This window comes from Bacillus sp. FSL M7-0558 (genome assembly GCF_038003245.1).
In the GTDB taxonomy this organism is placed as follows: domain Bacteria; phylum Bacillota; class Bacilli; order Bacillales; family Bacillaceae; genus Bacillus; species Bacillus pumilus.
In genome coordinates, this window is the sequence record NZ_JBBOOU010000001.1 from 1,424,250 (window position 1) to 1,443,763 (window position 19,514).

The 19,514-nt window shown below is 40.1% G+C and carries 22 protein-coding genes; 15 read left to right on the forward strand and 7 right to left on the reverse strand.

Annotated elements, in window-relative coordinates; translation table 11 throughout:
* Positions 1-311 precede the first annotated feature (311 nt).
* Complete coding sequence (locus MHB79_RS07070; protein WP_340989403.1) at positions 312-1,091, forward strand: Cof-type HAD-IIB family hydrolase; 780 nt, start codon at positions 312-314, stop codon at positions 1,089-1,091.
* Between the two features lie 39 nt (positions 1,092-1,130).
* Here the strand turns inward: MHB79_RS07070 and def are convergent, their stop codons facing one another.
* Positions 1,131-1,688 (reverse strand): peptide deformylase, encoded by a 558-nt coding sequence (gene def / locus MHB79_RS07075; protein ID WP_137054685.1) that lies wholly within the window; start codon positions 1,686-1,688, stop codon positions 1,131-1,133.
* A gap of 112 nt (positions 1,689-1,800) precedes the next feature.
* Positions 1,801-1,989, reverse strand: a complete 189-nt coding sequence (locus tag MHB79_RS07080) for a YjcZ family sporulation protein (RefSeq protein ID WP_041816227.1) — start codon at positions 1,987-1,989, stop codon at positions 1,801-1,803.
* 234 nt (positions 1,990-2,223) lie between these two features.
* Here MHB79_RS07080 and MHB79_RS07085 point away from each other — a divergent pair, with 234 nt between their 5' ends.
* The 5 genes from MHB79_RS07085 (at position 2,224) to lpdA (ending at position 8,264) form a co-directional block, all read left to right on the forward strand.
* On the forward strand, positions 2,224-2,892 hold the full coding sequence (locus MHB79_RS07085) for a YkyA family protein (protein ID WP_251191320.1): 669 nt from the start codon (positions 2,224-2,226) through the stop codon (positions 2,890-2,892).
* Between the two features lie 410 nt (positions 2,893-3,302).
* The gene (pdhA, locus tag MHB79_RS07090; protein ID WP_003211678.1) at positions 3,303-4,418 is read left to right on the forward strand and encodes a pyruvate dehydrogenase (acetyl-transferring) E1 component subunit alpha; all 1,116 of its coding nucleotides are present in this window, start codon (positions 3,303-3,305) and stop codon (positions 4,416-4,418) included.
* Positions 4,419-4,421: 3 nt separating this feature from the next.
* Positions 4,422-5,399, forward strand: a complete 978-nt coding sequence (gene pdhB / locus MHB79_RS07095) for a pyruvate dehydrogenase complex E1 component subunit beta (RefSeq protein ID WP_003211433.1) — start codon at positions 4,422-4,424, stop codon at positions 5,397-5,399.
* A gap of 107 nt (positions 5,400-5,506) precedes the next feature.
* Positions 5,507-6,847 carry a dihydrolipoamide acetyltransferase family protein gene (locus MHB79_RS07100; RefSeq protein ID WP_003211261.1) on the forward strand — a complete coding sequence of 447 codons (1,341 nt, stop codon included), beginning with the start codon at positions 5,507-5,509 and terminating at the stop codon, positions 6,845-6,847.
* Between the two features lie 4 nt (positions 6,848-6,851).
* Entirely contained in the window at positions 6,852-8,264 is a 1,413-nt protein-coding gene (lpdA, locus tag MHB79_RS07105) for a dihydrolipoyl dehydrogenase (RefSeq protein WP_003211097.1), read from the forward strand.
* Positions 8,265-8,380: 116 nt separating this feature from the next.
* On the opposite strand, the gene MHB79_RS07110 is transcribed toward lpdA, so the two are convergent.
* Positions 8,381-8,761, reverse strand: coding sequence for a hypothetical protein (locus tag MHB79_RS07110; protein ID WP_223250645.1), 381 nt, complete (start codon positions 8,759-8,761; stop codon positions 8,381-8,383).
* A gap of 316 nt (positions 8,762-9,077) precedes the next feature.
* On the opposite strand from MHB79_RS07110, the gene MHB79_RS07115 reads away from it, so the two are divergent.
* Entirely contained in the window at positions 9,078-9,197 is a 120-nt protein-coding gene (locus MHB79_RS07115; protein ID WP_003212464.1) for a GapA-binding peptide SR1P, read from the forward strand.
* Between the two features lie 43 nt (positions 9,198-9,240).
* On the opposite strand, the gene MHB79_RS07120 is transcribed toward MHB79_RS07115, so the two are convergent.
* Positions 9,241-10,713, reverse strand: a complete 1,473-nt coding sequence (locus MHB79_RS07120; RefSeq protein ID WP_106032469.1) for an aminotransferase class I/II-fold pyridoxal phosphate-dependent enzyme — start codon at positions 10,711-10,713, stop codon at positions 9,241-9,243.
* 190 nt (positions 10,714-10,903) lie between these two features.
* On the opposite strand from MHB79_RS07120, the gene MHB79_RS07125 reads away from it, so the two are divergent.
* Complete coding sequence (locus MHB79_RS07125; protein ID WP_050945118.1) at positions 10,904-11,173, forward strand: UPF0223 family protein; 270 nt, start codon at positions 10,904-10,906, stop codon at positions 11,171-11,173.
* Between the two features lie 30 nt (positions 11,174-11,203).
* On the opposite strand, the gene MHB79_RS07130 is transcribed toward MHB79_RS07125, so the two are convergent.
* Positions 11,204-11,839 carry a DUF1054 domain-containing protein gene (locus MHB79_RS07130; RefSeq protein WP_050945117.1) on the reverse strand — a complete coding sequence of 212 codons (636 nt, stop codon included), beginning with the start codon at positions 11,837-11,839 and terminating at the stop codon, positions 11,204-11,206.
* A gap of 288 nt (positions 11,840-12,127) precedes the next feature.
* Between MHB79_RS07130 and MHB79_RS07135 the strand changes: the two genes are divergently transcribed.
* The 6 genes from MHB79_RS07135 (at position 12,128) to MHB79_RS07160 (ending at position 16,357) form a co-directional block, all read left to right on the forward strand.
* Positions 12,128-12,316, forward strand: coding sequence for a hypothetical protein (locus MHB79_RS07135; protein WP_003211901.1), 189 nt, complete (start codon positions 12,128-12,130; stop codon positions 12,314-12,316).
* A gap of 133 nt (positions 12,317-12,449) precedes the next feature.
* On the forward strand, positions 12,450-13,256 hold the full coding sequence (locus tag MHB79_RS07140; RefSeq protein ID WP_327840613.1) for an inositol monophosphatase family protein: 807 nt from the start codon (positions 12,450-12,452) through the stop codon (positions 13,254-13,256).
* A gap of 111 nt (positions 13,257-13,367) precedes the next feature.
* Entirely contained in the window at positions 13,368-15,293 is a 1,926-nt protein-coding gene (locus tag MHB79_RS07145) for a hypothetical protein (RefSeq protein WP_340989407.1), read from the forward strand.
* Positions 15,283-15,546 (forward strand): hypothetical protein, encoded by a 264-nt coding sequence (locus tag MHB79_RS07150; RefSeq protein ID WP_126741232.1) that lies wholly within the window; start codon positions 15,283-15,285, stop codon positions 15,544-15,546. Before MHB79_RS07145 ends, MHB79_RS07150 begins: the two co-directional genes overlap by 11 nt.
* Entirely contained in the window at positions 15,546-16,064 is a 519-nt protein-coding gene (locus MHB79_RS07155; RefSeq protein ID WP_205688519.1) for a sigma-70 family RNA polymerase sigma factor, read from the forward strand. Before MHB79_RS07150 ends, MHB79_RS07155 begins: the two co-directional genes overlap by 1 nt.
* Positions 16,061-16,357, forward strand: a complete 297-nt coding sequence (locus MHB79_RS07160) for an anti-sigma factor family protein (protein WP_137054679.1) — start codon at positions 16,061-16,063, stop codon at positions 16,355-16,357. The genes MHB79_RS07155 and MHB79_RS07160 overlap by 4 nt, the downstream gene beginning before the upstream one ends.
* A gap of 40 nt (positions 16,358-16,397) precedes the next feature.
* Here the strand turns inward: MHB79_RS07160 and MHB79_RS07165 are convergent, their stop codons facing one another.
* Both MHB79_RS07165 and MHB79_RS07170 read right to left on the reverse strand, forming a co-directional pair.
* Complete coding sequence (locus MHB79_RS07165) at positions 16,398-17,033, reverse strand: hypothetical protein (RefSeq protein ID WP_044142020.1); 636 nt, start codon at positions 17,031-17,033, stop codon at positions 16,398-16,400.
* Between the two features lie 274 nt (positions 17,034-17,307).
* Positions 17,308-17,487, reverse strand: a complete 180-nt coding sequence (locus MHB79_RS07170; protein ID WP_003211596.1) for a DUF5325 family protein — start codon at positions 17,485-17,487, stop codon at positions 17,308-17,310.
* A gap of 114 nt (positions 17,488-17,601) precedes the next feature.
* On the opposite strand from MHB79_RS07170, the gene typA reads away from it, so the two are divergent.
* Positions 17,602-19,440 (forward strand): translational GTPase TypA, encoded by a 1,839-nt coding sequence (gene typA / locus MHB79_RS07175; protein WP_003212439.1) that lies wholly within the window; start codon positions 17,602-17,604, stop codon positions 19,438-19,440.
* Positions 19,441-19,514: the final 74 nt, after the last annotated feature.

A 19,514-nucleotide genomic window follows, 5' to 3' on the forward strand; every position in this document is an offset into this window, starting at 1 on the left:
AAAGGACCTTCAGCAAATGTGCGGAAGATCCTTTTAAGCGATCGATTTTTTACGAAGCATGTCCTTCCATTGTCTTCTAATTTTCTTGCGCAGACGACGAAGCATCGCAGGTCGCCTCCTTTCGAATTGAAGTTAGATTAGACCTTGTATTCCGTTCTCTCTTTATACTTGTATTATATGACGTTTCCATTGAATGTTACATGGTTATATGTGGGAAATAGGCGTTTTCATAGGAAGTGGTTTCGAAAGCAGAAATCTTTCTGTATGATGAAAGGGAGTAGATATACATAACAAGAGACAGGAGACGGGATATGAATAAAAAAGTCATCTTCTTTGATATCGACGGTACTTTATATGATCATGATAAAAAAATACCTGAATCAACGAAGCGATCGGTTCGTTTATTAAAAGAAAAAGGCCATCATCTCTTCATTGCATCTGGGCGTTCGCCTTTTTTAATTAAGCCTATTTTAGAGGAATTGGGGCTTGACTCCTTTATAGCTTATAACGGTCAGTATGTCATGTATGAGGGAGAAGTCATTTACGGCAATCCGCTTAAACTGGAGCTAATGGAGCAAATTTATGAAACAGCGGATCATCATGATCATCCGCTTGTTTTCATGGGGGAAAAAGCGATGAAGGCTTCTGTGCCAAATCACCCGTTTATCCATGAGGGGATTGGGACTTTAAAAACAGAGCATCCTGAACATGATTTGTCTTACTTTAAAGAAAACGAGATTTTTCAAATGCTGTTATTCTGTAAGGCAAAAGAGGAAGTCCAATACGAGGCGTTCCGCGAAGAAATTGATCTTGTCAGATGGCACGAGCTGTCAACAGATGTCTTGCCAAAAGGCGGATCAAAGGCTGAAGGCATTAAACGAGTTATCGAAAGACTGCCTTACGAGCAAAAGGATACCGTTGCCTTTGGAGACGGTCTGAACGATCGAGAGATGATTTCGTTTGCTGGTACAGGCGTCGCCATGGGAAATGCTGTGAATGAACTAAAAGATTTGGCTGATTTTGTGACAAAGCCAGTAGATGAAGACGGCATATTCCATGCAGTGACTCATTTAGGCCTGATTGAAGAATAAAAAAAGAAGACCCTTAGGTTATTGGGTCTTCTTTTTATTTTATGATCTGCCGATCGCAACAGAGTTGTCAGGCTCAGCGAATGGCTGATCCTTTTGAATATGATCATAAAACATAATGCCGTTTAAATGGTCGATTTCATGCTGAAACACAATGGCCGGAAACCCTTTTAGGCGAATATCAATGTCTTCTCCTTCAAGCGTTGTACCCTTCACCCTGATCTTTTGATATCGAGGGACAAATCCAGGAATGGCTTCATCAACAGATAAGCAGCCTTCACCAGTCGTTAAATAAGCTCTTTTGACGGAATGACTGACAATGCGCGGGTTGAAAAGGGCATAGCTGTATTCCACTCCATCTTCATCCTCACAGTGAACAGCGATCATTCGTTTACTGACATTAATTTGCGGAGCCGCGAGTCCAACGCCGGGTCTGAGTCCATACTTTTCAGCCATGTCAGCATCCTGACTATTTTTAACGAATTCAATCATGTCAGCTAAATGCTGTTTGTCCTCTTCTGTCGGCGGGAGCTCGACCGCTTCAGCTGTTTGTCTTAAGACGGGATGTCCGTCCCGTACGATATCTTCCATGGTAATCACAAATCTTCACTCCTATTTCCTTTGTATGTAAAGTATATAAAATGATACACAACATATGCAATGAAATAAAGAAGACCGGTCCTATGAGACCGGTCAGAGGCTTAAACAGCCATTAGCAGCAGCCGCCACCGCCGCCTAAGAATGCTGCGCCAACGATGATTAATAGGATGAAAAGGACAACGATTAAAGCGAATGTCCGTCCACCGCCGTATCCGTAGCCACCGCCATAACTTGGGTAACAACAGCCACCGCCATATCCACCACCGTATCCATACCCGTAACCGCCGTATCCACCATACATACTTCCATGACTATAATTAGACATACTTTTGACCTCCTTTGGAAATACACTCGGCCTCTCATAAGTGAAGGCGAAGCGTGTAATATAAACTATGTATGAATGCACTATTTGTATAGTCATGCGCCTATCACTTGAAAAAAATCTTCTTCGGCTCCTCAGAATGACCTCTTTCCTTGTCACAAACGCCTATAAAAATTATAGTTGTATGTGGAGATATAAAGGGGGAACCTTGTGATGAGACAGATAAGAAGAAGCATGAAAGCAGGTGCTGCTTTAGCGGGGATATGTACCCTTTTGCTGGCGGGGTGCGGAGGTCAAAGTCCATTTCATGATATGCAAGATGCGATGACGAAAATGAGCGAAAAAGAGGCATCCTTTGAAAAAGAGCAAGGCGCACTGCAAAGCTATGAGAAAAAAGAGCAGCAGCTCTATAAAAAAATGATTCAAACCACAAAGGATCACACTAAAACAGTGAAAAGCCTTTCTGATCAGGCGTTAGCATCTGCTGCGAAACGAGAAGAACATTTGAAAACAGAAAAAGACAGCATGGATGAATCGAAAAAAGAATTGAAAACGGTCAAGGAATCTGCGGGACGTATACAAGATACGAATTTAAAAGAAAAAGCAGATGAAACGGTCAAATCGCTTGAGAAAAGATATGCGTCGTATGACCAGCTTTACAAGGAATATCAAAAGGCGTTGAAACAAGATCAGCATTTATATCAATCTTTAAAGAAAAAGGACTTAGGATATAAAGAGCTAAAATCCAAGCTGAAGACGGTGAACCGTTCTTATAGCAAAGTCAGAAAAGAAGGTAAAAAGTTCAATCAATATACAAAGCAATTGAATGAGCATAAACAGGCTTTGTCTAAAGTGGCAGATCAAGAGTCCAAAAAGAGCTGAAAAAACAGCTCTTTTTTTATTTTTCGACAAAAACAAACATTTTCTATTGTAGTACAGTAGTACACACTATACTAGTACAGTTCGATGTGTTTGTTAAACAGATTGATACAGCTCACCATAAAAAGTAAAGCGAATACATTTATTTAAATAAAGCCGTTAAATCAATTGACGGACTATTTTTCTTGTTGTAAACTAGTCCTTGTTAACAGAAGTTGTATTAGTTATTTGTGAACTATCGTTAATACAGTTAGAAGAACTCAAAAACGAGCGATCATCTTAAGTTTCGACAACGATCCTAGTGGCTATTAAATACAGGAGTCATATGTGTATTTTGGGTTATCCTATATCTGTATGTATAAATGGATTCACGACAAATTGACTGTTAAAAGAAAGGAAGAGGTGACTTTAGAATGGCTGCAAAAACAAAAAAAGCAATTGTTGATAGCAAAAAGCAATTTGATGCCATCAAAAAGCAGTTTGAAACGTTTCAAATTTTAAACGAAAAAGGCGAAGTCGTAAACGAAGCGGCAATGCCAGATCTCTCAGATGACCAATTAAAAGAATTAATGCGCCGTATGGTGTTTACACGAGTATTAGATCAACGTTCAATTTCATTGAACCGTCAAGGACGTCTTGGCTTCTATGCGCCAACAGCTGGACAAGAGGCTTCTCAGCTTGCAACTCACTTTGCACTTGAGAAAGAAGATTTCATTCTTCCAGGATATCGTGATGTACCACAATTAATCTGGCATGGCCTACCATTAACAAAAGCGTTCTTGTTCTCTCGTGGACACTTTGTTGGTAACCAAATGCCTGAAGATTTGAATGCACTTTCACCACAAATCATTATCGGTGCACAAATCATTCAAGCTGCTGGTGTAGCTCTTGGTTTGAAAAAGCGTGGTAAAAATGCTGTTGCAATCACTTACACTGGTGATGGCGGAGCTTCACAAGGTGATTTCTACGAAGGTATTAACTTTGCAGGGGCTTACAAAGCGCCAGCGATTTTTGTTGTCCAAAACAACAGATATGCGATCTCTACTCCTGTTGAGAAGCAATCTGCTGCGCAAACAATTGCACAAAAAGCAGCTGCAGCTGGTATCGTAGGCGTACAAGTTGACGGTATGGATGCATTAGCTGTATATGCAGCAACTGCTGAAGCTCGTGAGCGTGCTGTAAATGGCGAAGGTCCAACATTAATCGAAACTCTTACATTCCGTTACGGCCCACATACAATGGCTGGTGACGATCCAACAAGATATCGTACAAAAGAAGATGAAAACGAGTGGGAGCAAAAAGATCCATTGGTACGCTACCGCAAATTCTTGGAAAACAAAGGCCTATGGTCTGAAGAAGAAGAGAATAAAGTCATCGAAGATGCAAAAGAACAAATCAAACAAGCGATCAAAGAAGCTGACGAACAGCCTAAGCAAAAAGTCACTGACTTGATTGAAAATATGTACGATGTGAAACCATTCAACTTAGTTGAACAGCTTGAAATTTACAAACAGAAGGAGTCGAAGTAAGCCATGGCGCAAATGACAATGATTCAAGCGATCACTGATGCGTTACGCACAGAACTGAAAAATGACGAAAACGTTCTCGTTTTCGGAGAAGACGTTGGTAAAAACGGCGGCGTATTCCGTGCGACTGAAGGATTGCAAAAAGAGTTTGGTGAGGATCGTGTATTCGATACACCACTTGCTGAATCTGGTATTGGCGGTCTTGCAATTGGCCTTGGACTACAAGAATTCCGCCCAGTAATGGAAATTCAATTCTTCGGATTCGTTTACGAAGTATTAGATTCTGTTTCTGGACAAATGGCTCGTATGCGTTACCGTTCTGGCGGACGCTGGCATTCTCCAGTGACAATCCGTTCTCCATTCGGCGGGGGAGTTCACACACCTGAGCTTCACGCTGATAGCTTAGAAGGTCTTATCGCACAACAGCCTGGTATCAAGGTGGTCATTCCTTCAACACCTTACGATGCAAAAGGACTATTAATTTCTGCAATCCGCGACAATGATCCGGTTGTATTCCTTGAGCATATGAAACTTTATCGCTCTTTCCGTCAGGAAGTTCCTGAAGAAGAGTACACAATTGAAATCGGTAAAGCTGACGTGAAACGTGAAGGTTCTGACCTTTCAATCATCACTTACGGTGCAATGGTTCACGAATCACTTAAAGCTGCTGAAGAACTTGAAAAAGAAGGCGTTTCTGCTGAAGTGATCGACCTTCGTACAGTAAGCCCGCTTGATATTGAAACAATCATCGCTTCTGTTGAAAAAACAGGTCGTGCGATCGTTGTTCAAGAAGCACAAAAACAAGCTGGTATTGCTGCAAACGTAGTAGCTGAAATCAATGACAGAGCAATCCTTAGCCTAGAAGCACCAGTACTTCGTGTAGCTGCACCTGATACTGTATTTGCTTTCTCTCAAGCTGAGACCGTATGGCTTCCAAACCATAAAGACGTGCTTGAAACAGCTAAGAAAGTTCTTGAATTTTAATTAAATGACTGAGGGGAAAAGAATTTATTTCTCTTCCCCTTTATCAATTACAAGACCGTGTAAACATACACAACAAGGATTCAACAAAATCTAGGAGGCGAAAAACAGTGGCATTTGAATTTAAACTTCCGGACATCGGAGAAGGTATCCACGAAGGTGAGATCGTTAAGTGGTTTGTAAAACCAAACGACGAAATTAATGAAGATGACGTTTTAGCAGAGGTACAAAACGATAAAGCAGTTGTAGAAATTCCTTCACCTGTTAAAGGAAAAGTATTAGAATTAAAAGTTGAAGAGGGAACAGTTGCAACTGTAGGACAAACAATCATTACGTTTGATGCACCTGGTTACGAAAATCTTCAATTTAAAGGCAGCGAAGAAGAAGGCGAAGCAAAAACTGAAGCTCAAGTACAAGGTACTGCTGAAGCTGGTAACGAGCCAGAGAAGAAAGAAGTGGCACAAGAAGAAGCGGCAGCAGCAACTGGTGCAGGCGCACAAGAGCAAGTAGATGCTGATCCAAACAAACGCGTTATCGCTATGCCATCTGTACGTAAATATGCTCGCGAAAAAGGCATTGAAATTTACAAAGTTGCAGGTTCTGGTAAAAACGGACGTGTGTTAAAAGAAGATATCGACAGCTTCGTTAATGGTGGTTCTGCAGCTCAAGAAGCAGCACCTCAAGCAGCTGAAAGTGCGAAAGAAGAAGCAGCTCCTAAAGCGGCAGCAGCTCCAGTTCTTGAAGGGGAATTCCCAGAAACTCGCGAGAAAATGAGCGGAATCCGCAAAGCGATCGCGAAAGCAATGGTAAACTCTAAGCATACAGCTCCTCACGTAACATTAATGGATGAAGTTGATGTAACGAACCTTGTTGCACATCGTAAACAATTCAAACAAGTTGCAGCTGATCAAGGAATCAAGTTAACTTACTTGCCTTACGTTGTAAAAGCTCTTACTTCTGCTTTGAAAAAGTACCCAGTACTTAACACTTCTATCGATGATAAAACAGATGAAGTTGTTCAAAAGCATTACTACAACATCGGAATTGCAGCTGATACTGAAAAAGGCCTGCTCGTTCCAGTTGTGAAAAATGCAGATCGCAAAGCTATTTTTGAAGTGTCTAACGAAATCAACGAGCTTGCAACAAAAGCACGTGATGGTAAATTGGCTCCAGCTGAAATGAAAGGTGCATCTTGCACAATCACAAACATCGGTTCTGCTGGTGGACAATGGTTTACTCCAGTCATCAACCACCCAGAAGTAGCGATCCTTGGTATTGGCCGTATCGCTGAAAAAGCGGTTGTTCGTGATGGCGAAATCGTTGCAGCTCCAGTCTTAGCTCTTTCCCTAAGCTTTGACCACCGTATGATCGACGGAGCTACTGCGCAAAATGCCCTTAACCACATCAAGCGTTTATTGAATGATCCACAATTAATTTTAATGGAGGCGTAATGTCATGGTAGTAGGAGATTTCCCAATCGAAACAGATACTCTTGTCATCGGTGCAGGTCCTGGCGGATATGTAGCTGCTATTCGTGCTGCACAGCTTGGACAAAAAGTAACAATCGTTGAAAAAGGAACACTTGGCGGTGTATGTCTAAACGTTGGTTGTATTCCTTCAAAAGCATTAATCAATGCTGGCCATCGTTTCGAAAATGCTAAGCATTCTGAAGACATGGGTATCAAAGCTGAAAACGTAACAGTTGATTTCACAAAAGTTCAAGAGTGGAAAGCTTCTGTTGTAAACAAATTAACAGGTGGAGTTCAAGGTCTTCTTAAAGGAAATAAAGTAGACATCGTTAAAGGTGAAGCTTATTTCGTAGACAGTAACTCTGTACGTGTAATGGATGAAAATTCAGCACAGACGTACACTTTCAAAAATGCAATTCTTGCTACTGGATCTCGTCCAATTGAATTGCCTACTTTTAAATACACAGACCGCGTGATCAACTCAACCGGTGCTTTAGCGCTTAAAGAAGTACCTAAGAAGTTAGTTGTTATCGGTGGTGGATATATCGGTACTGAGCTTGGTACTGCTTATGCAAACTTTGGAACAGAAGTTGTCATCCTTGAAGGTGGAGACGAAATCCTTCCAGGTTTCGAAAAGCAAATGAGCTCATTGGTTAAACGTAACCTGAAGAAAAAAGGAAACGTTGAAATCCATACAAACGCTCTTGCAAAAGGCGTTGAAGAAAAATCTGATGGTGTCACTGTTACTTTCGAAGTAAAAGGTGAAGAAAAAACAGTTGATGCTGATTACGTACTTGTTACTGTTGGTCGTCGTCCAAACACAGATGAGCTTGGTCTTGAGCAAGTTGGTGTTGAATTGACTGACCGCGGAGTTGTCAAAACAGACAAACAATGCCGTACAAGCGTATCTAACATCTATGCAATTGGTGACATCGTTGATGGACCACCACTTGCACACAAAGCTTCTTACGAAGGTAAAATTGCAGCTGAAGCAATCGCTGGAGAGCCAGCTGAAATTGATTACCTTGGTATTCCTGCTGTTGTATTCTCAGAGCCAGAACTTGCAACTGTTGGATACACTGAAGCAGAAGCAAAAGAAGAAGGAATCGACATCGTTGCAGCGAAATTCCCATTCGCAGCAAACGGACGTGCACTTTCTCTTGACGCAACTGATGGCTTCATGAAAATGATCACTCGTAAAGAGGATGGTCTTGTGATTGGTGCACAAATCGCAGGTGTTGGCGCTTCTGATATGATTTCAGAGCTTAGCCTTGCAATCGAAGCTGGAGTGACTGCTGAAGATATCGCAATGACAATTCACGCTCACCCAACTTTAGGTGAAATTACAATGGAAACGGCTGAAGTAGCAATTGGAAGCCCAATCCATATCGTAAAATAATGAACCTATAAAAACCCTCTCCAACAAGGAGAGGGTTTTTTGAGTGCTGCATGAGAAAAACCCCTCATTTCATGAGGGGCTATTTCATATGGATATATAAGTGCAAGGTGAAGCCATTAATTTGTATTCACGCGGTCTAAAGCGTGGCATAAAGGCGATAAAATATCCTCTTTGCTGCTGACATTTCCTTCAACCTTCACAATGACTTTTTCATTATTTACAAGTAAAATAGCCGGCAATTCGTCTACTTCATTTTTCCAGCCTTTACGATCTTCTTTCACAATCATCTTTGACATTTCCTTCGGGTATTCATTCTTTAAATCGAGGACTGCATCATAATAAGGACTTTCTTTATCAAGATTTTCTGCATCTGTAAAAAAGAGAATTCTTGGTTTTTGAATATGACTGACTTGGTCTGTCTGATTCGGTATGATATACGCAAATGAGCATGAACTAAGTACAAAGAGCATGGGGAATATAATGAGAAGTGTCCTCATAAAATTCAATCTATTCACCTCAAAATCCTTTGGGGTTGTCCCAACATTTTTAGGAGCTGGTTACCTGTTAGTCACTCTAGTGTATCATGTCCTTTTTGACAATTTTCGATTGTTACTCAATTGTTACAGAATTGATATGAAGCAAAATACAATTGAAACGTTCCCTCAATATGATGAGAAAATAGCACATATTCATAAAAAATAATTAAATGTGTCATACAATTAACCGTTGACAACTTAAATGTGACATCATATTATAGAAGTATGAAATAGATTAAACGCTTTCAAATATTGAATGAAGAAAAGGGGAATGTACGTGGGTACAATTATTTGTCAAGATTGCAATGAGACCATTGATCAATTTGAAAATGAAAAAGTGACAACACTATACGGAACGTGTGGTCACTGTCATTGCTGTGATGAAGCCTCTGAATAAATAAAAAAGCATGCAGCTCCATTTGGGGCTGCATGTTTCTTTTTTATAAAATTGGTTTCTGTTCTTTAATCACGCGGATCATCTCTAGCGTTGAATCTTCTGGTCCTTGGACAGGGAGACCAATTTCAATGTTTTTAAAGATATAGGAGATATTTTCTTCTGTGATAATCTCTCCTGGTATAAAAATAGGTATGCCTGGCGGGTACACCATAACAAACTCTGCGATGATGCGGCCTGTTGCTTCTTTAAACGGAACCACTTCTGTTGTGGCGTAAAAGGCATCACGCGGCGTCATGGCAAGCGATGGAATCTCAGGAAGCAGGACTTCAGTTACCGCTTGTGTGCCGCTCTCACTTGTAGAGGTTGCGGCAATGTCTTTCATAGCCATTATAAGCGTATCGATTGTTTCATCAGAATCACCAGGGGTCACAATACATAAAATGTTGTAAAGGTCAGAAAGCTCCACTTCAATCCGGTAGCTTTCTCTCAACCATTTTTCGACATCATGGCCATTGAGACCAAGGTCTTTAATTGAAATAATTAATTTCGTTGGATCATAATCATACGTAGAAGCTGAACTGAGTATTTCCTTGCCAATACACGTAATGCCATCAATTTGATTCAAACGGTTTCTCGCTGATTCAGCTAAACGGATGGCTTCATCTGCTAGTGCCTTTCCTTCAGTGGCTAATCGCTTTCGAGCGACATCAAGTGACGCCAAGAGCAAATAAGAAGTAGACGTTGTTGTCAGCATGCTTAAAATCGATTGCACGCGATCTTTTGAGATAAGCCCTTCCTTCATATTTAAAATAGAGCTTTGGGTCAGGGAACCGCCGAGTTTGTGGACACTTGTTGCTGCCATGTCGGCACCTGCCTGCATGGCAGATAGCGGGAGCTTATCGTGAAAATGAATATGCACGCCGTGTGCTTCATCGACAAGGACAGGCACATGAAATGAATGGGCAATGTCTACAATCGATTTTAAGTCTGCTGAAACGCCAAAATACGTCGGATTAATCACAAGCAGACCTTTTGCATCTGGGTGCTCCGTGAGTGCCTTTTTCGCTGATTCTGGTGTAATGCCGTGAGAGATGCCAAGCTCTTTGTCTATTTCTGGGTGAATAAAAACAGGAACTGCGCCAGAAAATACAATCGCGGACATAATCGATTTATGGACGTTACGCGGAACGATGATTTTATCTCCAGGTCCGCATACGGTCATCACCATTGTCATGATGGCGCCGCTTGTTCCTTGGATACAGAAAAACGTATGGTCAGCACCGAAGGCTTCAGCAGCTAGATCTTGTGCTTCTTTTATCATTCCTCGAGGTGAGTGTAAATCATCAAGAGGTTCTATATTAATGAGATCAATGCTTAATGCATTGTCGCCAATGAATGCTCTAAATTCAGGGTCCATTCCGGCTCCTTTTTTATGGCCAGGAATGTGAAATTGAACTGGATTGGTTGCTGCGTGTTTTTTTAGTCCAGTGTATAAGGGTGTATCATGTTGTGACAATTGCTTTCCCACCTTCGTCGAAATACCTGCTATTATTGTGCCAATAACGACAGATTTCATTGCATAAAACAAAAGAATTATATTATGAACTGATCGGAATGTAAAGCATAAAATCAATCGGTTTCTGATCGAACAGATGCTATAATAAAAGTTCAAATAAGAAATGAGTGTTAAAGTGAGGGACAAGTAAATGGAATATCAATATCCAATGGACGTCGACTGGACGACAGAGGAAAAGATTGCGGTTATTTCGTTTTTTCAAGCTGTTGAAAAAGCCTATGAAAAAGGAATAGCGAAGCAGGAGTTATTAGATACTTATAAACGCTTTAAAGAGATTGTGCCATCAAAAGCAGAAGAAAAGACGCATTGTGCAGCGTTTGAAAAGGAAAGCGGGTATTCTCCTTATCGTACAGTGAAAACGGCAAGAGAAGCAGAAGAGTCCGCCATTATACGTATGTAAGAAAAAACGAGCCTTGGTGGGCTCGTTTTTTTATACAGATTGTTTTTGTGTAAAGCGGTATAGATAAGTCAACGTGCGGAAGGCATCTTCGATTTTTGATAAAAATTCTTCATTATTCATTTGAACGACTTCTTCTCTAGGCAGCTGAATACCGCAAAGGAGCTCGGCTTTTTTCACCGTTTGGACACGTTCAAACAGCGTTTTTAGCTGTTCTGCATCGAGTTCGCTGTGACGCATGACATCTGGTTTCATATGATCTTTAGACCAAACAAAATCTTGCGGTATTTTCTTCTGAATGGTATCTAGTTCTTTTTCGAATAACTGACCATATTCGCCTTTCACAGGAGATTCATAAATGAGAGCAAACCATACAAAGACATGTGTTTTCCAAAGCCCAATTTGAAAATGAGGGAGTTTTTTATACCCACGCTTGCTGTTTGCAAAAGCAACCCACGTATCATTTGGCGGATTGACTGATCTTCTAGCATGCTTTGCGACGTGTACAAACATTTCGTCTCCTGTAATAGAAGAAAGAAGTGGTGCAAAGTGTTCTCCAAGTGCCTCAAGCTTTGGACGGACTCTTTCTTTTAATACGGTCATTCGTTCATCTAAACCGTCAACTGTAAATGTCTCAAAATCTTCATCTCTAAAACGCATTTCACTCATAGTATGCCTCCTGTATTCTTTCGCTGATCATATTTTATCATAGCTTGGGTTAAGCTCAAAAAAAGATGCACCGTCATGTCAAAGATTGTAGAGGAAGTAGGGCAGCGTTTAAAAACAACGATTTTGTGGTACATAACAAATAGGTAAAAACACAATTTTCAGAATGTCGTTGCGGTTATGCGATCGCTTCATACGATATAAGCAAGAACCAATTCTCTTATCGATTGAATTTTTTATCAATGAAAACTGACAAGGAATGAATCATTCTCTGGAAGGGGCGTTGACCAAATGAAGCAAATCGTGAAGCAGGGGTATAGACAGGAGAAGAAGAATCGCATCGCTGTGTGGAGATTAGAGGTGGACTATGAGCTTTCTACGCTTCATGAAGCCATCGAGCAAAAAGATGACATCCAAATCGAACGCAGCAAACGAAAGCTTGAGCGCCTAAGAAAAGAATGGGAGCAGCTTAAAGGGTAAAACAAGGTGAGGTAAAAACGAACCAATTCATCGGTTCGTTTTTGTATGAAGCTGCTTTTTTCTTGCTTTTACGCACATAATATCAGTATGCTATTACAAATAGGTATTACATAGAAAAGAGGTTTACAGTCTGATGACAAACTGGGTGGAAATTGACCGTCTTGCAAAGCTTTGGGTAAAAGAAGCAGGAAGCCGTATTAAAGCGTCCATGCAGGAAGGTCTATCAATTGAAACAAAATCAAATCCAAATGATCTTGTCACAAATATCGATAAAGAAACAGAACGTTTTTTCATTGAAAAGATACAATCGACATTTTCAGATCATCATATTTTAGGTGAAGAGGGACAAGGGGAAGAAGTGACCTCACTGGATGGAGTCGTGTGGATCATTGATCCAATCGATGGCACAATGAACTTTGTCCATCAAAAACGCAACTTTGCCATTTCAATCGGGATATTTGAAAATGGCATTGGGAAAATCGGTCTCATTTATGACGTCATTCATGACGAGCTTTACCATGCGGTCAAAGGAGAAGGGGCTTATATGAATGATACCCTGCTTCCGCCATTAAAAGATGTAGCGATTGAAAAAGCCATTGTCGGCATTAACCCGACCTGGGCGATCGAAAGCCCTTATTTTGATGCTAAACCGTTTGCCCGTCTTGTGCGTGATGTGAGAGGGACGAGAACGATTGGATCAGCTGCACTTGAGCTCGCTTATATCGCAAGCGGCAGAAGTGACGCATACGTCACGTTAAGGCTTGCGCCGTGGGATTATGCAGCAGGCTGTGTGCTTTTGGATGAAGTAGGGGCAGTCTACTCAAATATACACGGAGAACACCTAACGTTTCTAGACAAAAACAGTATCGTCGCCGGAAATCGATCCGTTTGTGAAAAAATCTTGCACGATTACATAAAAGGCAGTGGAAATAAAAAATAAACCAAATCACTTCATGAGAATGAAGTGATTTTTTGTATTTGATGAAACTTTTTGGAAAGAGAAATGTCTATACGAACGAGGCCTTAATTTGATGTAAAGGATTGTTTATTAATGTTTGATTTGTTTAGTGATTTATCGCTCCATTTTGAAAGGTATTTTATTTTAAACGAGTACAGTATCCGCATCATTCAATGGTGTGTACTTGGACTATTTGTTCTTTTTATTACACTTCCTATATGGAAAGAAAAGAAAAGTGGTTATGTATTTTATGCTGGGCTTGTATTAAGAGTAGTCCTGCTAGGCGGAATGACACTTGAAATGAGCCACCAAGTCCTAGCTAGACAGTATACGATTGAAACATTTGAAGTGCTGACGGATTTCATGCAATTTCTCATCTATGGGTATGTCTTGCTTGCATCACTGTACTATGTTATTACTCTTCCTTATTTAAAAAATAAAGGTATGTTTTTTGCTTTTGATTTATCTGTATTACTTCTGCCTTTATGTCAAACAGTGTTTATTGTGTTTGCTGAAAGCAAAAAGTTCTTTCTTAGCGGTGATACGGGGCTAGTATGGAGAGATATGATCACCATTTTGGCTATGGCTTGCTTTGCCGCTTTGCTGCTGCACCTTTTCTTTCGCTTGTTTTGGCACTGGAAGTGGAAGGAATTGCTTTTATTCTATGGTTTGATTTTTGCAGCCTTGCTTTATATATTTTATCCTTCTATTTCGAAGTATGAGCTTCAATCTACATTTAAATCGATTGTCATTTTAGTAGCAGCAGCAGGAAGCTTTATGACGATTTATTTGTTATCTGCTTTACTACGGGACAAGGTGAGATTAAGGAAGTGGGGCGCTGGTTGTATAGCTGTCTTTTTTCTGCTATTACTCAATCCGATTGTCAATATTCCTCATACCATGTTCCAATTCACCAAAACGGAACTGGTAGATACATTTTCAGAAGAATATCGCCCTTTATCAGCAGTAAGTGCAAAAGCATTCGCTTCAAAATTTGTCCCAGAGGATCAATCGCTGTATTTAAATGCTAGTCTTCAGCCTATCCCTTATCATTACGTGTTTGCAGATGATCAGTATGAAGTGAATATTTCTGCGTTTACAGGCGAATTAAGCGGTTATTCTTATCGAGGTCGTTTAGAGGGAAAGGAACTAACCGATAAAGAATATAGAAAAAAAACCATTGAATTTTTTGAAAGAAGCGGGCGGTCAATCGATCTACAGCGCATTCAATTAGCTGTAAAAAAAGAGGACGGAGAGACGGACGTTCTTCTTCTGCCAAAAATGTCTCAGAATGAAGAGGACAGTTTAGCGTTTGCCACCTGGAAAAAAGGGACGCTTCGACAAGCGCAATACGTAAACGCCATCTTTCAATTAAAGGATATAGACGGAATCCATTTAACAGAAATGGAGATAAAAAATAGGATCAACAGTATTTATAAACATTTAAACCTAAAGTCGCCAGCTTATCAAATCACAGGCATTGATGAATTCTATTTTGATTGGCAGCATGAAGTGAGGGTCACAACAAAAGATCAATCGGAGTTTCTGTTTAATGGCTCAACAAAAGATATCATCAGCTTCAAGTTGTCAAAAACGCTTCTTCAACAGAAAAAAGAGAACGTCAGCGATGAAGATTTGTTAAAGCTCATAGAGAAAAAGCCAGAAGACGTGAAGAAAAAGACAGGTACTAATGAAACCAAACAGTATACATTTAATCGATCCTCTCATCTACTGCGTGTGTTTAGAGATCATGATGGAATTGAACTGAGGCTGGAACCAGTGTCCTCTATACCGGATGTTGTATCGTATAAAGATCGTGATGAAGTCTATCAACAAGTATTAAAAAATGAGAAACCATCTATGATTTATAAAAAACAAATAAAACCAGTTAGAATGATCAACAAAGAAGGGGACATGGACAATTCATGGCTAGTCATTATTCAAACCTTTGGATCAAATGAGCGTAAAATTTATGAAGTAAATGGACGAACAAAAGAGGTGCACCGTTTTGACAGATAAAGAAAAACAAGCCATCTTTCAAGACTTATATGAACTGTATCAAGAAGGGGAGCTGGGTGACGAAGCATACAGCTGGATGAAGTCACATGAGCAGCAATTTCAGCATGTTGTCATAGGGAATAAACAAGGTTCAGCACTGATTGAAGATCAGAATGACTATAATGAGTTAAAACGCATGAAGGGGTTTATTTACTCGTTATACTTCTTTTTCATTGTCTTATCGATTTGGATGACTGTGTGGTTTTATTTCTAATGTCCAGAACAGCTGATCAAATTGAAAAAATCTATGAAGAATATTTTCAGGAAATCACCAAATATCTATATCGGCGGACAGGGAATATGGAAACGGCCAAGGATCTTGCGCAAGATGTATTTATGAAGGCTCTACATGGTTTATCATCTTTTAAAGGACATTCTAGTGTGAAAACATGGCTTTATACCATTGCTTATCATACATTTGTGAATGACTATCGCCGAAAAATCAAATGGACATTTACGAATGTAGAAGAGGTTGATTACTTAGAGCAGCAGTCCTTTTTGACACCAGAGGACCACATCGAAACACAAGCTGACATTCAAAGGCTGTGGCATCATATCAATCAGCTGAAGGATTCATACCGAGAGGTCCTTATTTTAAGAGATATTCAGGAATTGTCATATGAAGAAGTAGCTGAAATTTTGAATTGGACTTTATCTAAAGTCAAAACAACCCTTCATCGAGCGAGATTAGAGCTGAAGCGAATGCTACATTGTGAGGAGTTCAATACATGAGCTGTTATTTGATCGAAGAATTGTTACCCCTTTATATAGAGGGAGACACAAGTGCGGGTACCAATAAAATAATAGCCGAGCATCTACAAACCTGTGAGAGCTGCCGGCAACTTTATCAAGAGATGAGAGAACCAATCATTCTTATCCAGACACCTGATCTCATGCCATATATAGATGAAAAGGAAGAAAAAAGAAAGTTCGAGAAGCGCTATTATGGCAAGTTAATATACCGAGCAAGCATCGTGTTTGGTTTAGGGTATGTCATGATGATCATTCTTTATTGGCTGAAATAAAAAACCCCCATCTGGGCGATCCAGGTGGGGGTTTTCGAGCTTAGCTTAATTTTTCTTTAGCAATTTGAATGGCATCATAGACCGATTTTAATTGCTCTTGAGGAATTTTCTTCAGCATTTGGTTAAAAACAAGTAATTCAGTAGAGCTGAATCCAATACCTTTTGCGATTTTTGAATCAATGACAACATTACCTTTTTTGTCTAGAACAAGTGCATCACCAGCAAGGTCAGCAATTCTGATCACTGATTTCAACAGTTTTTCAAATTTAGCTGCTTCTTCTTTTGTAAGACCAAGTTCAACAGCTTTCGCTGCATCAAAAACCAATTTTCCTTTTTCGTTTTTAGTGATGCTTTCACTGAAAACGATTGTCAGAACAGCTGCGCGATCTAAGAATTTCTCAGCAGTCGCCGCTTCTTCTTCAGTTAGTCCGAGCTCAACAGCTTTTTTCACATCAAATGTGTAGTTGTTGTCTTCCTCAACAAATGAGTTGATGAGAATGTTGATGACACGCTCGTTTTTCTCCAATAATTCTTTAATGACTTGCTGCTGCTCGAAAGGAATCCCTTTGAAAGTTGCAGCGCTTGCTTGCCCAGGAGCTACTGTTGTGAAAGTAAGAATAATAGCTAAAGCGAAAAATACAACAGAGCTGAGCGATTTGCTCAAAATCTTCTTCATGCTTCTTTTCTCTCCCTTTTCTGTTAAATTTTGTTGCAAGAACAGCATATCACGAGAAACTTTGTGGAAGAATAGGAAAATTGTAACTTTCTGTTTGATTTTGGAGAACTATAAACGTTATTGTCGAAAGATGGAGAGGTTCAGATGGCTTACTTTTGCCAAGCCTAAATGATATGTTCTGTCTTTATACACGACCTTTCATAGGTGGTTGGTCTTGTTTTTACCCAAAATAAAAGCCTTCTACATATAGAATGTAAAAGGCTTTTGAGAAATTTTATGATTGCACGTTTAATTTTCTTTTTAATGTAAATCCTGTACCCATGAAAATCATGGCAAACACAATACTTAAACAAATACCCAGCACGTTTTTTTCTGCAAGAGTTACCCCAATAAACGCCATACTGACAACCGCAAGTAATGCACATAATAATAGAAGCCATTTGATTTGTTTCATTTGTCCCCATCCCTTTTTTTTAGAGTTAATATAAGTTTACAGAAAAACGATCGGCATTTAAAGGGGATTGTGATATAATATGAAAGTTATCTAATTATTTTAGGAGATGAAAATGTGAAACTTCGAAAAGATCTTCGCAACATCGCAATTATTGCCCACGTTGACCATGGTAAAACGACGCTTGTTGACCAATTGCTCCATCAAGCTGGTACTTTCCGTGCGAATGAAAATATCGCTGAGAGAGCCATGGATTCAAATGATTTAGAGCGAGAGCGCGGTATTACGATTTTAGCTAAAAATACTGCGATCCATTATAAAGATACACGCATTAATATTTTAGATACACCAGGACACGCCGATTTCGGTGGTGAGGTTGAGCGTATCATGAAAATGGTAGATGGTGTACTTCTCGTTGTGGATGCTTATGAAGGCTGTATGCCTCAAACACGCTTTGTGCTGAAAAAAGCACTTGAGCAAAACTTAACACCAATCGTTGTTGTCAACAAAATTGACCGCGACTTTGCTCGTCCGGCTGAAGTAGTCGATGAAGTAATCGACTTGTTCATTGAATTGGATGCAACAGAAGAACAGCTTGAATTCCCAGTTGTCTATGCATCAGCAATCAATGGTACAGCAAGTAACGATGCGAGCAAGCAAGATGAAAACATGGAATCTTTGTTTGAAGCCATTGTTAACCATATCCCTTGCCCAGTTGATAACCATGAAGAGCCGCTTCAATTCCAAGTGGCACTACTTGATTACAATGATTATGTTGGAAGAATTGGGATCGGCCGTGTATTCAGAGGAACAATGCAAGTAGGACAGCAAGTAGCCTTAATGAAAGTTGACGGCAGTGTGAAACAATTCCGTGTGACGAAGATTTTTGGTTTCCAAGGGTTAAAACGAGTGGAAATCAACGAAGCGAAAGCAGGAGATCTTGTTGCTGTTTCTGGAATGGAAGACATCAACGTAGGTGAAACGGTTTGTCCGGTTGAACACCAAGAGGCTTTGCCAATCCTTCGTATTGATGAGCCGACACTTCAAATGACGTTTGTTGTTAACAACAGCCCATTTGCAGGCCGTGAAGGGAAATACGTAACATCACGTAAAATTGAAGAGCGCTTAGAGCAGCAGCTTCAAACAGACGTCAGTCTTCGTGTAGATCCAACTGCTTCACCTGATGCGTGGGTTGTATCTGGACGCGGAGAGCTTCACTTATCCATTCTTATTGAGAATATGAGACGTGAAGGATTTGAATTACAAGTATCGAAGCCAGAAGTTATTGTAAAAGAAGTTGACGGTGTTCGATGTGAGCCTGTTGAACGCGTTCAAATTGATGTACCAGAAGAGCACACTGGCTCTATCATGGAATCAATGGGCGCACGAAAAGGTGAAATGATTGACATGATCAATAATGGTAATGGTCAAGTTCGCCTGATCTTTACAGTGCCTTCACGTGGTTTAATCGGATATACAACTGAATTTCTTTCATTAACTCGTGGTTTTGGTATTTTGAACCATACGTTTGACAGCTACCAGCCAATGCAGTCTGGTCAAGTCGGCGGACGCCGTCAAGGAGTTCTTGTTTCAATGGAAACAGGTAAAGCGACTGCTTACGGAATCCAAGGCGTTGAAGAGCGCGGTGTGATCTTCGTTGAGCCGGGTGTTGAAGTATACCAAGGAATGATTGTTGGTGAGCATAACCGTGAGAACGATCTTGTTGTCAACGTAAGCCGTATGAAACAACAAACAAACGTGCGTTCAGCGACGAAAGATCAAACGGTTAGCATGAAAAAACCACGTATTATGTCACTTGAGGAATCTCTTGAGTACTTGAATGAGGACGAATACTGTGAGGTTACACCTGAATCAATTCGTTTAAGAAAGAAAATTTTAGATAAAAACGAACGTGAGAAATCAGCGAAGAAGAAAAAGCTAGCAGGATTATCTTAATTCCATGAAGAATTAAAGAGATAGAACCCTGAAAGATAAGGGGAGGGAATCTTTTTGAATGATCAGGAAGTAAG

Excerpts from the sequence above, each read along its gene's own strand:
- MHB79_RS07070 (WP_340989403.1), top strand. The coding sequence starts at position 312 with ATGAATAAAAAAGTCATCTTCTTTGATATCGACGGTACTTTATATGAT.
- MHB79_RS07080 (WP_041816227.1), bottom strand. The coding sequence starts at position 1,989 with ATGTATGGTGGATACGGCGGTTACGGGTATGGATACGGTGGTGGATAT.
- MHB79_RS07085 (WP_251191320.1), top strand. The coding sequence starts at position 2,224 with ATGAGACAGATAAGAAGAAGCATGAAAGCAGGTGCTGCTTTAGCGGGG.
- pdhA (WP_003211678.1), top strand. The coding sequence starts at position 3,303 with ATGGCTGCAAAAACAAAAAAAGCAATTGTTGATAGCAAAAAGCAATTT.
- pdhB (WP_003211433.1), top strand. The coding sequence starts at position 4,422 with ATGGCGCAAATGACAATGATTCAAGCGATCACTGATGCGTTACGCACA.
- lpdA (WP_003211097.1), top strand. The coding sequence starts at position 6,852 with ATGGTAGTAGGAGATTTCCCAATCGAAACAGATACTCTTGTCATCGGT.
- MHB79_RS07110 (WP_223250645.1), bottom strand. The coding sequence starts at position 8,761 with ATGAGGACACTTCTCATTATATTCCCCATGCTCTTTGTACTTAGTTCA.
- MHB79_RS07125 (WP_050945118.1), top strand. The coding sequence starts at position 10,904 with ATGGAATATCAATATCCAATGGACGTCGACTGGACGACAGAGGAAAAG.
- MHB79_RS07130 (WP_050945117.1), bottom strand. The coding sequence starts at position 11,839 with ATGAGTGAAATGCGTTTTAGAGATGAAGATTTTGAGACATTTACAGTT.
- MHB79_RS07135 (WP_003211901.1), top strand. The coding sequence starts at position 12,128 with ATGAAGCAAATCGTGAAGCAGGGGTATAGACAGGAGAAGAAGAATCGC.
- MHB79_RS07140 (WP_327840613.1), top strand. The coding sequence starts at position 12,450 with ATGACAAACTGGGTGGAAATTGACCGTCTTGCAAAGCTTTGGGTAAAA.
- MHB79_RS07145 (WP_340989407.1), top strand. The coding sequence starts at position 13,368 with ATGTTTGATTTGTTTAGTGATTTATCGCTCCATTTTGAAAGGTATTTT.
- MHB79_RS07155 (WP_205688519.1), top strand. The coding sequence starts at position 15,546 with ATGTCCAGAACAGCTGATCAAATTGAAAAAATCTATGAAGAATATTTT.
- MHB79_RS07160 (WP_137054679.1), top strand. The coding sequence starts at position 16,061 with ATGAGCTGTTATTTGATCGAAGAATTGTTACCCCTTTATATAGAGGGA.
- MHB79_RS07165 (WP_044142020.1), bottom strand. The coding sequence starts at position 17,033 with ATGAAGAAGATTTTGAGCAAATCGCTCAGCTCTGTTGTATTTTTCGCT.
- MHB79_RS07170 (WP_003211596.1), bottom strand. The coding sequence starts at position 17,487 with ATGAAACAAATCAAATGGCTTCTATTATTATGTGCATTACTTGCGGTT.